Annotated in this window: 13 protein-coding genes; 10 read left to right on the forward strand and 3 right to left on the reverse strand. The window is 70.2% G+C overall.

Going from position 1 to position 13,829, the window contains the following annotated elements; translation table 11 throughout:
* From FHY06_RS32760 to FHY06_RS32775, 4 genes are read left to right on the forward strand one after another with little or no spacing between them, the layout of a single operon-like run.
* On the forward strand, window positions 1–705 hold the full coding sequence (locus FHY06_RS32760; RefSeq protein ID WP_184607494.1) for an SDR family NAD(P)-dependent oxidoreductase: 705 nt from the start codon (window positions 1–3) through the stop codon (window positions 703–705).
* A 9-nt stretch (window positions 706–714) separates the two neighbouring features.
* On the forward strand, window positions 715–1,743 hold the full coding sequence (locus tag FHY06_RS32765; RefSeq protein ID WP_184607495.1) for a histone deacetylase family protein: 1,029 nt from the start codon (window positions 715–717) through the stop codon (window positions 1,741–1,743).
* On the forward strand, window positions 1,743–2,846 hold the full coding sequence (locus tag FHY06_RS32770) for a phosphotransferase (RefSeq protein ID WP_184607496.1): 1,104 nt from the start codon (window positions 1,743–1,745) through the stop codon (window positions 2,844–2,846). Before FHY06_RS32765 ends, FHY06_RS32770 begins: the two co-directional genes overlap by 1 nt.
* Entirely contained in the window at window positions 2,839–4,110 is a 1,272-nt protein-coding gene (locus FHY06_RS32775; RefSeq protein WP_184607497.1) for an aspartate aminotransferase family protein, read from the forward strand. The genes FHY06_RS32770 and FHY06_RS32775 overlap by 8 nt, the downstream gene beginning before the upstream one ends.
* A 129-nt stretch (window positions 4,111–4,239) precedes the next feature.
* Here FHY06_RS32775 and FHY06_RS32780 read toward each other — a convergent pair whose 3' ends face one another.
* Window positions 4,240–5,109 carry a helix-turn-helix transcriptional regulator gene (locus FHY06_RS32780; RefSeq protein WP_184607498.1) on the reverse strand — a complete coding sequence of 290 codons (870 nt, stop codon included), beginning with the start codon at window positions 5,107–5,109 and terminating at the stop codon, window positions 4,240–4,242.
* A gap of 100 nt (window positions 5,110–5,209) precedes the next feature.
* Between FHY06_RS32780 and FHY06_RS32785 the strand changes: the two genes are divergently transcribed.
* Window positions 5,210–5,692, forward strand: coding sequence for an ester cyclase (locus tag FHY06_RS32785; RefSeq protein ID WP_184607499.1), 483 nt, complete (start codon window positions 5,210–5,212; stop codon window positions 5,690–5,692).
* Between the two features lie 31 nt (window positions 5,693–5,723).
* On the opposite strand, the gene FHY06_RS32790 is transcribed toward FHY06_RS32785, so the two are convergent.
* Window positions 5,724–7,007, reverse strand: coding sequence for a mechanosensitive ion channel family protein (locus tag FHY06_RS32790; protein WP_019656063.1), 1,284 nt, complete (start codon window positions 7,005–7,007; stop codon window positions 5,724–5,726).
* Window positions 7,008–7,055: 48 nt separating this feature from the next.
* Window positions 7,056–8,009 (reverse strand): histone deacetylase family protein, encoded by a 954-nt coding sequence (locus tag FHY06_RS32795; RefSeq protein WP_184607500.1) that lies wholly within the window; start codon window positions 8,007–8,009, stop codon window positions 7,056–7,058.
* Window positions 8,010–8,089: 80 nt separating this feature from the next.
* Between FHY06_RS32795 and FHY06_RS32800 the strand changes: the two genes are divergently transcribed.
* The 5 genes from FHY06_RS32800 to FHY06_RS32820 are packed head-to-tail and all read left to right on the forward strand — an operon-like array spanning window position 8,090 to window position 13,829.
* Window positions 8,090–9,010: an AAA family ATPase gene (locus FHY06_RS32800; RefSeq protein WP_019656061.1), complete on the forward strand. Its 921-nt coding sequence runs from the start codon at window positions 8,090–8,092 to the stop codon at window positions 9,008–9,010.
* Window positions 9,007–9,984 (forward strand): DUF58 domain-containing protein, encoded by a 978-nt coding sequence (locus tag FHY06_RS32805; RefSeq protein WP_184607501.1) that lies wholly within the window; start codon window positions 9,007–9,009, stop codon window positions 9,982–9,984. Before FHY06_RS32800 ends, FHY06_RS32805 begins: the two co-directional genes overlap by 4 nt.
* Window positions 9,985–9,997: 13 nt before the next feature.
* Window positions 9,998–12,034, forward strand: coding sequence for a transglutaminase TgpA family protein (locus tag FHY06_RS32810; protein ID WP_184607502.1), 2,037 nt, complete (start codon window positions 9,998–10,000; stop codon window positions 12,032–12,034).
* A gap of 53 nt (window positions 12,035–12,087) precedes the next feature.
* A complete protein-coding gene (gene mltB / locus FHY06_RS32815; protein WP_126184859.1) occupies window positions 12,088–13,212 on the forward strand; it encodes a lytic murein transglycosylase B in 1,125 nt (374 codons plus the stop codon).
* Window positions 13,209–13,829, forward strand: coding sequence for an HD domain-containing protein (locus FHY06_RS32820; protein WP_184607503.1), 621 nt, complete (start codon window positions 13,209–13,211; stop codon window positions 13,827–13,829). The genes mltB and FHY06_RS32820 overlap by 4 nt, the downstream gene beginning before the upstream one ends.

Consider the following 13,829-nt stretch of genomic DNA (forward strand, 5'->3'; position numbering starts at 1 on the left):
ATGAGCGCGCTGCCCCGCGTCGCCATGGTCAGCGGAGGCAACCGCGGCATCGGCCTTGCCATCGTGCGCGAACTGCTCGCGCACGGCTGGCGCGTGAGCGTGGGCACGCGCAGCGCCACCGATGCCTTCGACGGCCAAGACCCGGCGCAGGTGCGCACCTATCGCTTCGACGCCGAGGACGCGCGCAGCGAGACCGACTGGGTGGCCGCGACCGTGCGCGACTTCGGCGGCATCGACGCGCTGGTGCACAACGCCGGCATCCTCAGCACGCGCTCGGTGGTCGATGCGGACGACGCGGAAGTCGACCGGCTCCTGGAAGTCAACGTCAAGTCGCCGCTGCGGCTCACGCGCAAGGCCTGGGCGCACCTGCTCGCGGCGGACGAGGGCAAGGTGCTAGTGATGGCCTCGCTCGCGGCCAAGCGCGTGCGCACGGCCGATGCCTCGCTCTACGCGCTGAGCAAGGCGGCGGTGCTTTCGCTGGCCCACGGCATCCGGCACTGCGGCGCCGAGTCGCGCGTGCGCTGCACCGCGCTGTGCCCCGGCTTCGTCGCCACCGACATGGCGGCCGCCCTGCCGCCCGAGCAGCAGCGGCAGGCCACGCGCCCCGAGGACGTGGCCCGCATCGCTCGGACGGTGCTCGAGCTGCCGGCCTCGGCCAGCGTCGCCGAGATTCCCATCAGCTGGACCGTCGAACCCCAATATTGAAAGCCCGACATGAAAGTCATCTACAGCGACCAGCACACCGGCCACGATCCGCAGCAGTTCATCGTGCGCGGGCGCATGAAGCGCAGCAACGAGCAGCCCGAGCGGGGCACGCTGCTGCTGAACGCCGCGCGTGCGCAGGGCCACGACATCGTCGCGCCCGAGGACCACGGCCCGGGCCCGCGCGCCGCCATCCACACGCCGCAGTACCTGCGCTTCCTGGAAACCGCCTGGGAGCGCTGGCAGCAGCTCGAGGGCGCCTCGGAGGAAGTCATTCCCAACGTGCACCCGTTCCCGGGCCAGCCCTTCACCTACCCCGACAGCCTGGTCGGCCAGGCCGGCTACCACATGGGCGACATGGCCTGCTCCATCGGCCGCCACACCTGGCACGCCGCGACGTGGTCGGCCCACGTGGCCACGCATGCCGCGCAGCTGGTGCTGGACGGCGAACGCGCGGCCTACGCGCTGTGCCGGCCGCCCGGCCACCATGCCTACGCCGACCGCGCCAACGGCTTCACCTACCTCAACAACGCGGCCATCGCGGCCCAGCACCTGCGCAGCAGGCACGACCGCGTGGCCATCCTCGACATCGACGTGCACCACGGCAACGGCACGCAGGGCATCTTCTGGCGCCGCAAGGACGTGCTGACGATCTCGCTGCACGGCGATCCGCACTTCTGCACGCCCTTCTTCACGGGCCATGCGCACGAGACCGGCGAAGGCGAGGGCCTGGGCTACAACCTCAACCTGCCGCTGGCGCGCGGCACGCAGGACGACGGCTTCCTCGCGGCGCTGGCGACCGCCCACGCGACCATCCGCGCCTTCGCGCCCGGCGCGCTGGTCGTGGCCCTGGGCCTGGACGCGCACGAGAACGACCCCTACCAGGCACTGGCCGTGAGCACTGCGGGCTTCGGCCGCATCCTCGGCGAGATCGCGCGCCTGGGGCTGCCCACGGTGCTGGTGCAGGAAGGCGGCTACCTGTCGGAGGACCTGGGCCGCAACCTGGCCAGCGCGCTCGGCGGTTTCGAGAAGGCGGCGTGATGACGCAGGAGCTCGACGACGCCATCAAGGCGGCCCTGCCCGAGGCGGCGGTGCTGACCTCGCCGCCCGCCCCCGTCGCGACGGACTGGGCGGGCGAGCTGCTGCAGCGCCTGTACGGCAAGCGGGGCCGGCTCAAGCCGCTCACCGGCGAGCGCGATGCCAACTTCCTGCTGGAGCCGGAAGACGGCGGCGCGCGCTGCATGCTCAAGCTCTCGCATCCCGACGAAGACCCGCTGGTAGCCGACTTCCAGACGCAGGCCCTGCTTCACCTGGCGCGCACGGACCCCGGCCTGCCGGTGCAGCGCCTGCTGCCGGACCGCCACGGCGCGGCCTCGGTGCAGATCGAGGACGCGGAAGGCCGCACGCGCGTGGCGCGCCTCTTCAGCTACCTCGAGGGCATGCCCATGCCGCAGGCGCCGCGCTCGGCGGCGCAGCGTACCTGTGTCGCGCACATGCTCGCCCGGCTGGACCTCGCACTGGCCGGCTTCGAGCATCCCGCCGGCGCCCGAGAACTGCCCTGGGACATCCAGCGCGCCGACCGCGTGCGGGCGCTGCTGGTGCACGTGGCCGACCCCGCCCGCCGCGCGCTGGCGGAGGCCGCGCTCGACGGCTTCGTGCAACGCACCAAACCAAGGCTGGCCGGGCTGCGCCGGCAGGCCATCCACAACGACTTCAACCTCTACAACCTGCTGGTCGATACGGACGAGCCGGCGCGCGTGGCGGGCATCCTCGACTTCGGCGACATGGTGCATGCGCCGCTCGTGGACGACCTGGCCGTCGCGGCCTCGTACCACGTCGACGAGCAGGGCGACGCGCTCGCGACGATCGCGCGCTTCGCGGCCGACTACCACGCCGTCTCGCCGCTGACCGATGGCGAGACCCACGCGCTGCTCGACCTCGTGCGTGCACGGCTGGCGATGGTGGTCGCCATCAGCGGCTGGCGCGCGGCGCGTCAGCCCGACAACGCCCCTTACCTCATGCGCAACAACGCCGTCTCCTGGGCACGGCTGCAGGCCTGCGCCACGTTGACGCCCGAACAGGTGCAGGACGCCATCCGCGCCGCCTGCCGCGCCGCCCAATCCACGGAACCGATCCATGACTGAGAAACCCACCGCCGAGCTGCTCGAACGCCGCGCCCGCCTGCTCGGGCCGGCCTACCGGCTCTTCTACGACGAGCCCTTCCACCCCGTGCGCGGCGAAGGCGTGTGGCTCTACGACGCCGCGGGCACGCCCTGGCTGGACGCCTACAACAACGTGGTGCCGCTGGGCCACGCACGGCCCGAAGTGGTCGAGGCCATCGCACGCCAGGCATCGGTGCTCAACACGCACACGCGCTACCTGCACGAAGGCATCCTCGACTACGCCGAGCGGCTGCTGGCCACCATGCCGCCCGAGCTCGGCCACGCCACCTTCACCTGCACAGGCAGCGAGGCCAACGACCTCGCCATGCGCATCGCGACGGCGCACACGGGCGGCACCGGCCTCATCGTCACCCGCTTCGCCTACCACGGCGTGACCTCGGCCCTCGCCTGCGCCTCGCCCTCGCTGGGGCAGTACGTGCGCATTGGCGAGCATGTGCGGCTGGTGGATGCGCCCGAGGGAGGAGATGCCGAGACGGGCAGGCGCTTCGCCGACGGCGTGCGCGCGGCCATCGCCGACCTGAAGGCGCACGGCATCGCGCCCGCGGCGCTGCTCGTGGACACGGTGTTCTCCAGCGACGGCGTGTTCACCGCGCCGGCCGGGTTCCTGCGCGAGGCGGTGGAGGCGATCCATGCGGCGGGCGGCGTGTTCATCGCCGATGAGGTGCAGCCCGGCTTCGGCCGCACCGGCGAGGCCTTCTGGGGCTTCCTGCGCCACGGCGTGGTGCCCGACATGGTGACCATGGGCAAGCCCATGGGCAACGGCCACCCCGTCGCGGGCCTGGCGGTGCGCCCCGAGGTCATGAAGGCCTTCGGGCAGGCCAGCCGCTACTTCAACACCTTCGGCGGCAACCCGGTCTCCATGGCAGCAGCCTCGGCGGTTCTCGACGTGATCCAGATGAACGGCCTGCAGGACAACGCCCTGCAGGTCGGCACCTACCTGCGCGAGCGCCTGGCCGCGCTCGGCCAGCGCCATGCACTGGTCGGCGAGGCGCGCGGCGCCGGGCTCTTCATAGGCCTTGAACTCGTGGCCGACCGCGCCACGCGCGCGCCGGCCACCGCGCAGGCGGCCAAGGTGGTCAACGGCCTGCGGCAGCGGCAGGTGCTGCTGAGCGCGACCGGGCCGCAGGGCAACGTGCTCAAGATCAGGCCGCCGCTGGTGTTCGAACGCAAGCATGCCGACCTGCTGGTCGAGCGGCTGGACGAGGTGCTGGGCACTCTTCAATAGCTGCGATGCCGTTGATCGCACGTCGGCGCGCGCCGGTCGGAACCGCGCTCTCGTTTGCCGACCGCTACCGACGCTCGATGAGCAGGCCGGCTTCGAGCCCGCCCATACTTCGTGCAGGATGACCGGTCGCTAGCGTCCAGCCGAACCTGGATGCCGTGCCTCGGTCCTGCGGCGCTCCAGCAGCCTCAGCTTCCGCATGCTCGGTGCATCGACCGGCGTGTAGACGACAAGCCGCATGTCTGGCAACTCCTCGACCATGAAGGAGCTTTGCTCCAATTCCATCCGGCCGACGCCGCGCACCTCGAAGCGCTTGGTCCGGTCGGTGCGCATGCTGACGTCATGGTCAGGCCACCACTGCCTGAACTCCGGGCTGGCGACCTGCAGGCGCTCTATCAATGCCAGGAAGGCCGGGTCGTCGCGATGCCGCCCGAACTCGACGCGAAAGCGCGCGAGCATCGCGCGCGCATCGGTCTCCCACTGCGGTATCGCCGCCCGATGCGCCGGGCTCGCGAACACCAGCCACAGCATGTTCCTGTCTTCAGGTGCGATGGTCGAGAGGTCGCCGAACACAGCCGAGAGCGCGTCGTTCCAGGCAATCACGTGCATCGAGGCGGTGGCAAGGTAGGCGGGCCCGGTGACCGCATCGAGCATGCGGCGCAGGTGCGGCGTGACCGCCAGCGAGGGACCCGGGACGATCGGCGGCGGACGGTTGTGTGCCAGCGTGAAAAGGTGCGCGCGCTCTGTTGCATCGAGCTTCAGCGCCTGGGCGATGCGGTCGAGGAAATGCGCCGACACCTCGATCTCGCGCGCCTGCTCCAGCCACGTGTACCAGGCGAGGCCGACGCCCGCGAGATGGCAGACCTCCTCGCGCCGCAGGCCCGGCGTGCGCCGCCTCGCCGTCGTGGGGAGACCGACTTCCTCGGGCTTCAGCCGCTCGCGGCGGCTGCGCAGGAACGCTGCCACTTCAGCACGCGCCTGGGGACTGGACGGATGGCTCATTGCGCGAGGCTGGTGGTTCCGATACCTGGATAACTTCCTGTCTTGTCGAGGGATATTAGGCGCTCTACGCTGGTTTTTTCAACCGACGAAGGAACACCCGATGACCTCCACAGCCCGCACCAGGGAACGCTTTCTGGACTTTCGCAGCCGGCTCTACGACCGGCACGACCTCACGGCCGTCGACGAACACATGCATCCGGAGTTCTCGAGCCACAGCCCCAATGTCCGTCCTCTGCTGGAGGCGGCCCGATCGGGCGGTGGACCGCACGTCGATGTACGGCCCGCATACAAGGAATTCGTGAAAACCTTCTACGTCGGCTTGCCCGACCTCAGGCCGGTGCGCCAGGAGGTCATGATCGAAGACGAAGGCCTCATGGCGATGACTCGGTGGGAGGCAACGCACACCGGTGTCTTCTTCGGCGTGCCGCCCACCGGCAAGGCGCTGCATTTCTCGACGGCGGATCGCTATCGCCTGCAAGACGGGCTATTGGTCGAGCACTGGGATGTGGTGGATGCGCAGGAGGCGTGGCTCGCGCTGGGCATTGTCGTGCGCCCAGGGCCCTCGGCGTCCAGCGCGCGATAGCCGATATCCGACAGCGCGAAGCCCGGAGAACCTATTTTTCCGCGCCCTCGCCTACAGGGGTCGCCCCGGCGGGCAGCGACTCCACCCGCACCACCCGCTGCGGATAAGGAATGTCGATCCCCGCCCCGCGCAGCCCGTCGAGGATCGCGATGTTGATCGCCGAGCGCAGGTTGTCCTTGCCCTTGTCGGGGTCGGTCACCCAGAAGTTGAGCGTGAACTCCAGCCCGTCGGGCGCGAAGTTCATGAGGAAGGCGACCGGCGCCGGGTCGGTCATCACGCGCGGCTGGGCCTTGGCGGCCTCGCAGAGAATGGACTGCACCTGCGCCACGTCGCTGTCGTAGCCGACCACGATGGTGGTCGTGATGTTGAACTTGCGGTCGGCCAGAGAGAGGTTCTCGACCCGGCTGGTGATGAGCGATTCGTTCGGCACGATCGCCTCGCGTCCGTTGCCCGCGCGGATGAGCGTGTAGCGGGTCTTGATGTCGGTGATGCGGCCCTCGAAGGTGTCGACCTTGACGTTGTCGCCGATGCGGATCGAACGCTCCAGCAGGATGACGAAGCCGCTCACGTAGTTGGCCGCGAGCTTCTGCAGGCCGAAGCCCAGGCCCACGCCGAGCGCGCCGCCCAGCACCGAGAGCGCCGTCAGGTCCACCCCCACCGCCGAGAGCGCGAACAGCAGGCCCACCAGCAGCAGGAAGGCGCGCACCGCGTTCGAGGCCACCTTGCGCATCGACAGATCGGAGACCGCTTCGCGCAGGATGCGCTTCTCGATGGTGCTGGAAATCCACAGAGAGATCATCAGCACCACGCCCGCCGACAGCACGCCCTGGAAGATGGTCTGCAGGCTCACGCGCGTCTTGCCGAAGGCGAGCGTGATGTCGTCGAGCTCGGCCAGCACCGGCGGCAGCAGCCCCACGATCCAGAGCACCGCCGCGATCCAGGCGAGCCACGAGATCGTGCGCTCGACCAGCCTGACGAGGTTGGAGGCCGGGAACACCGCCCGCAGCACCCGCGCGAAGAGGCGGATGACCGCCAGCGAAAGGAACACCGGCACCGCGATGCGCAGCACCAGCACGGTCTGGAAGTCGAGCGCCAAGCGACGGGCCAGGTCGGTGAACACCAGCGCCAGCAGCGGGAACAGCAGGCCGTCGAAGGTGCTCTCGCCAAACCAGATCGAGTCTTTGGGCTGGTCGCGGCCGAACCACTTGCAGATGGCCCAGGCCAGCGCCACGCAGGCCACCAGCGCGATCAGCTCGATGCCCAGGCCGCGCGCGTCGACCTGGTTCAGTCGTTGGAGGAAATCGTTGAAGTTCATCTGTCGGAAAAGGACATCGGCGGCGGCCGCCGTGTCCGCTGCGTCACATCACAGGGAAGCCAGCACGCGGATGTGGGCTTCCACGCTGCGCGCCAGTGCGTCGAGGTTGTAGCCGCCTTCGAGCATCGAGACGATACGGCCCTTGGCGTGGCGCTTCGCAACATCGTGGATGCGTCCGGTGATCCAGGCGAAGTCGTTCTCGTTGAGGCCGAGCTGGCCCAGGTCGTCCTCGCGGTGCGCGTCGAAGCCGGCGCTCACGAAGATCATCTGCGGCCTGAACTCCTCCAGCCGCGGCATCCAGGTGGCCTCGATCATCTCGCGCACGTCCATGCCCCGGGTGTACGCCGGCATCGGCAGGTTGAGCATGTTCGATGCCGGATGGCTGGTGCCGCTGTACGGGTAGAACGGATGCTGGAAGAAGCCCACCATCAGCACGCGCGGGTCGTTGGAAAGGATGTCCTCGGTGCCGTTGCCGTGGTGCACGTCGAAATCGACGATGGCCACGCGCTCGATGCCGTGCACCTCGACGGCGTGCCGCGCGGCGATGGCCACGTTGTTGAAGAAGCAGAAGCCCATCGCCTGCTCCCGGCAGGCATGGTGGCCGGGCGGGCGCACCGAGCAGAAGGCGTTTTCCAGGTCGCCGGCGATCACGGCGTCGGTGGCGGCGATCGCGGCACCGGCGGCGCGGCGCGCGGCCAGCAGGGTGTAGCGGGTGAGCGTGGTGTCGGGGTCGATCTGCGCATGGTCCGGACCGCCGGCGGGCTCGTCGGCCACCAGGCGCTGGTGCAGCGACTCCAGGTGCTCGACGTGCTCGGTGCTGTGCGCCCGCGTGAGCTGCTCCAGCGTGGCCAGCGGCACATCGCGGTGCTCCAGCGCGTCGCCCACGCCGGTGAGCAGCAGGCGGTCCTCGATGGCATCCAGTCGGCCGGGGCACTCGGGATGCCCTCCGCCCATGTCGTGCTTCCAGAAGTCCCGGTGTGTGAAGTAGCCTGTCTTGCCCATGTGTCTCTATCGCCACGTCTAGACCTCACGCGGCATGGGGCCGGCAGGTCTTACGGTATCGTTTGCATATGGATACAAATATGGACGTTGCCGCAAAGCTAGCCACTTTGTTAACCCAGCTTAACACGGTGATCGTGGGCAAAGAGGCCCAGGTTCGCGACTGCGTGGCCTGCCTGCTGGCCGGCGGCCACCTGCTGATCGAGGACGTGCCGGGCGTGGGCAAGACCACGCTCGCCCACGCGCTCTCGCACACCTTCGGGCTGCAGTTCTCGCGGGTGCAGTTCACCGCCGACCTGATGCCGGGCGACCTCTCCGGCGTGGCGATCTACGACCGGGGCCAGCAGGCCTTCACCTTCCATCCCGGGCCGATCTTCGCGCAGGTGCTGCTGGCCGACGAGATCAACCGCGCCAGCCCCAAGACCCAGAGCGCGCTGCTGGAGGCGATGGAAGAGAAGCAGGTCACCATCGAGGGAGAGACCCGCCCCCTGCCCTCGCCCTTCTTCGTCATCGCCACCCAGAACCCGCAGGACCAGCTCGGCACCTTCGCCCTGCCCGAGTCGCAGCTCGACCGCTTCCTGATGCGGATCTCGCTCGGCTACCCCGACCGAGCCGCCGAACGCCAGCTGCTCGCCGGCATCGACCGCCGCGAGATGCTGGCCACCCTGCCCGCGATGCTGACCGCCGGCGAGCTGACCGCGCTGCAGCAGCGCGTGCAGCAGGTGCATGCAGCCGATCCGCTGCTCAACTACGTGCAGGACCTGATCGCGGCCACCCGCTCGGGCCGCTGGTTCCTGCAGGGCCTGTCGCCGCGTGCCGGCATCGCGGTGCTGCGCGCCGCCAAGGCGCAGGCGCTGCTGGCCAACCGCAACTACGTCGCGCCCGACGACGTGCAGGCCGTGCTGCCGCAGACCATCGCGCACCGCCTCACACCGGTGGGCGATGCGGGCCGGGGCGCCGTCGAACAGGTGCGCGCAATGATCGCCGCGGTGCCGCTGCCGTGAACCCTCTGGGCGTCCTACGCTCGCGCATCGACGGCTGGTTCCTTTCGCGCCGTGCGCCGTCCGACACGCTGGAACTCACCCAGCGCAACGTCTACATCCTGCCCACGCGGGCCGGCTGGACGCTGGGCGCGACGCTGCTGGTGCTGCTGATCGCTTCGATCAACTACCAGCTCAACCTGGGCTACCTGCTCACCTTCCTGCTCGCCGGCAGCGTGGCCGTGGGCATGCACGTGTGCCACGGCACCTTGCGCGGGCTGGCGATGCACATGGTGCAGCCCGATCCGCACTACGCGGGCGCGGCCGCCGCCTTCCGGGTGGTGCTGCACAACACCCGGCGCCGCGTGCGCTACGGCATCGGCATGGCGGTGCGCGGCAGCGGCCAATGGGCCTGGACCGACGTGCCTGCCGAAGGCACCTCCACCGTGGAGATCGCCTTCCAGCCCGAGCGGCGCGGGCTGCACCCGGTGCCGCCGCTCACGGCCGAGACGCGCTTTCCGCTCGGCACCTTCCGCGTCTGGACGGTCTGGCGGCCGGCTGCGCAGATGCTGGTCTATCCGACGCCCGAGGCCCATCCGCCGCCGCTGCCGCCGGGCGAGCCGCTTTCCGGGCCGGCTGCGCTGAGCGCCTCGATGCGCGCCCACAACGCCGGCGAATACGACGGCGTGCGCGCCTACCGCCGCGGCGACCCGCTCAAGCTCGTGGTCTGGAAGAAGGCCGCGCGCGCGCAGGCGACCGGCTCCGAAGACCTGGTCAGCCGCGACACCCAGCAGACCCAGCGCGAGGAGCTCTGGCTCGACGCGCAGGCCACAGGCCTGCCCGACACGGAGAGCCGCCTGTCTCGCCTCTGCGCCTGGGTGCTGATGGCCGACAGGCTGGGCGTCGACTACGGCCTGCGGGTGGCCGGACGGGTCGTGAAGCCCTCCCAGGGCGAGGCCCACCGCCGGGCCTGCCTCGAGGCCCTGGCGCTGTGCTGAACCGGAGCGCCGCATGAACCGAGTGATGCGCGAGCTCGCCGCGCTGCCCCGCGACGCGCGGGACACGCTTTTCCTTCTCTGCGTGATCGGCCTGATCCTGCTGCCGCAGATCGAGAACCTGCCGTGGTGGTGCTCGGCCATCACCGCGATGGTGCTGCTGTGGCGCGCCTCGCTGGCCGTGCAGGCGCGGCCGCTTCCCAGCAGGTGGTGGCGACTCGGCCTGCTCGCGCTGATCCTGGCCGCCACCTACGCCACCCACCGCACGCTGCTGGGCCGCGACGCGGGCGTCACGCTGATCGTGAGCCTGCTCGCGCTCAAGACGCTGGAGTTGCGCGCGCGGCGCGACGCCTTCGTCGTCTTCTTCCTGGGCTTCTTCACGATGCTCACGAACTTCTTCTATTCGCAGTCGCTGCTGACGGCCTTCACCATGCTGCTGGCGCTGCTGGGCCTGCTGACGGCGCTGGTGAACGCGCACATACCAGTGGGCCGGCCGCCGCTGATGCAGGCCGCGCGCACCGCCGGGTGGATGGCGCTGGCAGGCGCGCCGATCATGCTCGCGCTGTTCCTGCTGTTCCCGCGCTTCGCGCCGCTGTGGGGCACGCCCAGCGACGCGATGATGGGCCGCAGCGGCCTGTCGAACACCATGCGCGTGGGAACCATCGCCGAACTGGCGCTCGACGACCGCATCGCCGCGCGCATCAAGTTCGAGGAAGGCCGCACGCCGGCGCAGAGCCAGATGTACTTCCGCGGACCGGTGCTGGCGCAGTTCGACGGCCGCGAGTGGACCGCGCTGCCCTCCTGGGCGCGCGGCTCGCAGTGGGCTTCCAACCTGCGCGTGAGCGGCTCGCCCGTGCGCTACGAAGTGACGCTCGAAGCCAGCAACCGCCCCTGGCTGCTGACGCTCGACGTCGCCCAGCGACCGCCCGAGGTGCCCGGCTTCGAGGTCAGCGGCACGCCCGACCTGCAGTGGTTCGCCAGCCGCCCCATCAACGACCTCGTGCGCTACAGCGCCGAGAGCTACACGCAGTTCCAGAGCGGCCCGCTCAAGCGCACCGGCGGCCAGCTGCAGGCCTACCTCGCGCTGCCGCCCGGCACCAACCCGCGCACGGCCGCCCTTGCCGCCGAGATGCGCGCAGAACCCGCGCTGGCCCAGGCCGACACGCAGGCCTTCGTGCAGGCCGCGCTGCGCCGCCTTCGCACCGGAGGCTACAGCTACACGCTGGAGCCGGGCGTCTACGGCAACGACACCGCCGACGAATTCTGGTTCGACCGCAAGGAAGGCTTCTGCGAGCACATCGCCTCGGCCTTCGTGGTGCTGATGCGCAACCTGGGCATCCCGTCGCGCATCGTCACCGGCTACCAGGGCGGCGAGCTCAACAACGTCGACAACTACTGGGTCGTGCGCCAGAGCGACGCCCACGCCTGGGCCGAGGTCTGGCAGGAAGACACCGGCTGGATGCGCGTGGACCCGACCGGCTCCGTCGCGCCGGGGCGCATCGGCCAGTTCCAGCGCCTCACGCCGCAGCCCGGCCTGATCGCGGGCGCGATCGGCTCGATGAGCCCCACGCTCGCGCAGAACCTGCGCGCCGTCTGGGAGGCTGTGAACAACGGCTGGAACCAGTGGGTGCTCAACTACACCCAGAGCCGCCAGCTCGACCTGCTGAAGAACCTCGGCTTCGACGCGCCGAGCATCGAGGACCTGGGCTACGTGCTGCTGTACCTGCTGGTCGCCGCGAGCCTGGCCGGCGCCGGCTGGACGCTGTGGGAGCGCAGCCGGCACGATCCGTGGCTGCGCCTGCTGGGCCAGGCCCGCGCGCGCCTGGCGAAGGCCGGGCTGAAGCTGCCCGACACCGCACCGCCCCGGCAGATGGCGCAGGCCGCCGACGCGCGCTTCGGCCCCGCCGCGCAATCGGTGCGCGACTGGCTGCTCAAGCTCGAGGCGCAGCGCTATGCGCCGGCCGCGCCGCAGTCGCAATCTGCCTCGCTTTCGGCCCTGCGCGCCGAGTTCCGCCGCCTGGTCTGGCCGAGCGCCGGTCCCGCAAGGGGCTGAAACCACATGTGTCGCTGAAGAAGGCCCGAGCGGGCGGACGGCACAATCGGTCCATGCGATTACTTCTTACCAAGCCTTCGCGCACCGCCACGGCGGCTGCAGCCCTTCTTGCCGCCTGCAGCCTCGCATGGTCGACCGGCGCCCTGGCCCAGAAGTCCGCCAATGGCCGTAGCGGAGCCACCAGCGCGGTGCGCGGGAGCACGCCCTACGCCACGCGCGACGACGCGATGCAGTTCGCCGACGACGTCGCCCAACGCCGCGGCCTCGACCGCGAATGGGTGCGCGCCACCATCGGCAGCGCGCGCTTCCTGCCCAACGTGCCGCGGCTGATGCTGCCGGGCCCAGTGGGCACGGTGAAGAATTGGCAGACCTACCGCGGCCGCTTCATCGACCCGGTGCGCATCGCCGCCGGCGTGCGCTTCTGGCGCGCCAATGCCGACACGCTGGCGCGCGCCGAGCAGGCGTATGGAGTGCCGCCGGAGATCGTCGTCGGCATCATCGGCGTGGAGACCATCTACGGCCGCAACATGGGCAACTTCCGCGTGATCGACGCGCTGGCCACCCTCTCCTTCGACTTCCCCGACGCCCATCCGCGCGCAGCCGACCGCCGCGCCTTCTTCCGCGGCGAGCTAGAAAGCTTCCTCAGCACCGAGAGCCGCACCGCCGAAGACCCGCTGGTGCCCGTGGGCAGCTACGCCGGTGCCATGGGCATGCCGCAGTTCATGCCCAGCAGCATCGCCAAGTACGCGGTCGACTTCGATGGCGACGGCCGCATCGACCTCGTCAACAACCCGGCCGACGTGATCGGCTCGGTCGCCAACTACTTCAAGGCCTTCGGCTGGCAGCCGGGCGTGCCGGCCATCTATCCCGTGCACTTCGAAGAAGCGCGGCTGCAGAAGGCGCTGCTGCTGGCGCCCGACATCCTGCCGACCTTCAGCGCCGACAGCTTCGTGGCCGCCGGCGCGGTGCCCGAGGGCGACGGCATCAACCACAAGGGCCTGTTCGCGCTGGTGGAGCTGCAGAACGGCCTGGACATGCCGCCGACCTACGTGGCCGGCACGCGCAACTTCTACGTGATCACGCGCTACAACTGGAGCAGCTACTACGCCATGTCCGTGCTCGACCTGGGGCAGGAGGTCAAGGCGGCGATGGAGCAGCAGCAACAGGCCGCGCGATGACGCCCGAGGCGCTGCGCGCGAACTGGAGCTCCGCATGGCATGCGCTGGGCGTCGCTTCGCCCGGCGACGCCCTGTGCGACGAACTCCAGCGCCGCTACGCCGAGCCGCAGCGCCACTACCACACGATGCAGCACCTGGGCGAATGCCTGGCCTGGTTCGAGCGAGAGAAGGCGCTGGCCGAGCACCCGGGCGAAGTCGCGCTCGCGCTGTGGTTCCACGACGCGATCTACGACGTGCACGCGCACGACAACGAAGCGCGCAGCGCGGACTGGGCGCGCGAGGCGCTGCTCGACGCCGGAGCCAGCGGCGATGCAGCTGGACGCGTGCATGCCCTGGTGATGGCGACGCGCCACGACGCCGTGCCCGAGGGCCGCGATGCGGAGCTGCTGATCGACATCGACCTGTCGATCCTCGGCGCCGAACGGCGGCGCTTCGACGAGTACGAGCGTCAGGTACAGGCGGAGTACGCCTTCGTTCCCGATGAAGTGCGGCTGCCCCGCCGGCGCGCGATACTGCAGCGCTTCCTGGACCGCAAGGCGATCTACGCCACGGCGCGCATGCACGCGCTGCTGGAAGCGCAGGCACGCGCCAACCTGAAGCGATCGATCTCGGGCTGA

The organism is Variovorax atrisoli (assembly GCF_014195185.1).
Lineage (GTDB): Bacteria > Pseudomonadota > Gammaproteobacteria > Burkholderiales > Burkholderiaceae_C > Variovorax > Variovorax atrisoli.

Excerpts from the sequence above, each read along its gene's own strand:
- FHY06_RS32760 (WP_184607494.1), top strand. The coding sequence starts at position 1 with ATGAGCGCGCTGCCCCGCGTCGCCATGGTCAGCGGAGGCAACCGCGGC.
- FHY06_RS32765 (WP_184607495.1), top strand. The coding sequence starts at position 715 with ATGAAAGTCATCTACAGCGACCAGCACACCGGCCACGATCCGCAGCAG.
- FHY06_RS32770 (WP_184607496.1), top strand. The coding sequence starts at position 1,743 with ATGACGCAGGAGCTCGACGACGCCATCAAGGCGGCCCTGCCCGAGGCG.
- FHY06_RS32775 (WP_184607497.1), top strand. The coding sequence starts at position 2,839 with ATGACTGAGAAACCCACCGCCGAGCTGCTCGAACGCCGCGCCCGCCTG.
- FHY06_RS32780 (WP_184607498.1), bottom strand. The coding sequence starts at position 5,109 with ATGAGCCATCCGTCCAGTCCCCAGGCGCGTGCTGAAGTGGCAGCGTTC.
- FHY06_RS32785 (WP_184607499.1), top strand. The coding sequence starts at position 5,210 with ATGACCTCCACAGCCCGCACCAGGGAACGCTTTCTGGACTTTCGCAGC.
- FHY06_RS32790 (WP_019656063.1), bottom strand. The coding sequence starts at position 7,007 with ATGAACTTCAACGATTTCCTCCAACGACTGAACCAGGTCGACGCGCGC.
- FHY06_RS32795 (WP_184607500.1), bottom strand. The coding sequence starts at position 8,009 with ATGGGCAAGACAGGCTACTTCACACACCGGGACTTCTGGAAGCACGAC.
- FHY06_RS32800 (WP_019656061.1), top strand. The coding sequence starts at position 8,090 with ATGGACGTTGCCGCAAAGCTAGCCACTTTGTTAACCCAGCTTAACACG.
- FHY06_RS32810 (WP_184607502.1), top strand. The coding sequence starts at position 9,998 with ATGAACCGAGTGATGCGCGAGCTCGCCGCGCTGCCCCGCGACGCGCGG.
- mltB (WP_126184859.1), top strand. The coding sequence starts at position 12,088 with ATGCGATTACTTCTTACCAAGCCTTCGCGCACCGCCACGGCGGCTGCA.
- FHY06_RS32820 (WP_184607503.1), top strand. The coding sequence starts at position 13,209 with ATGACGCCCGAGGCGCTGCGCGCGAACTGGAGCTCCGCATGGCATGCG.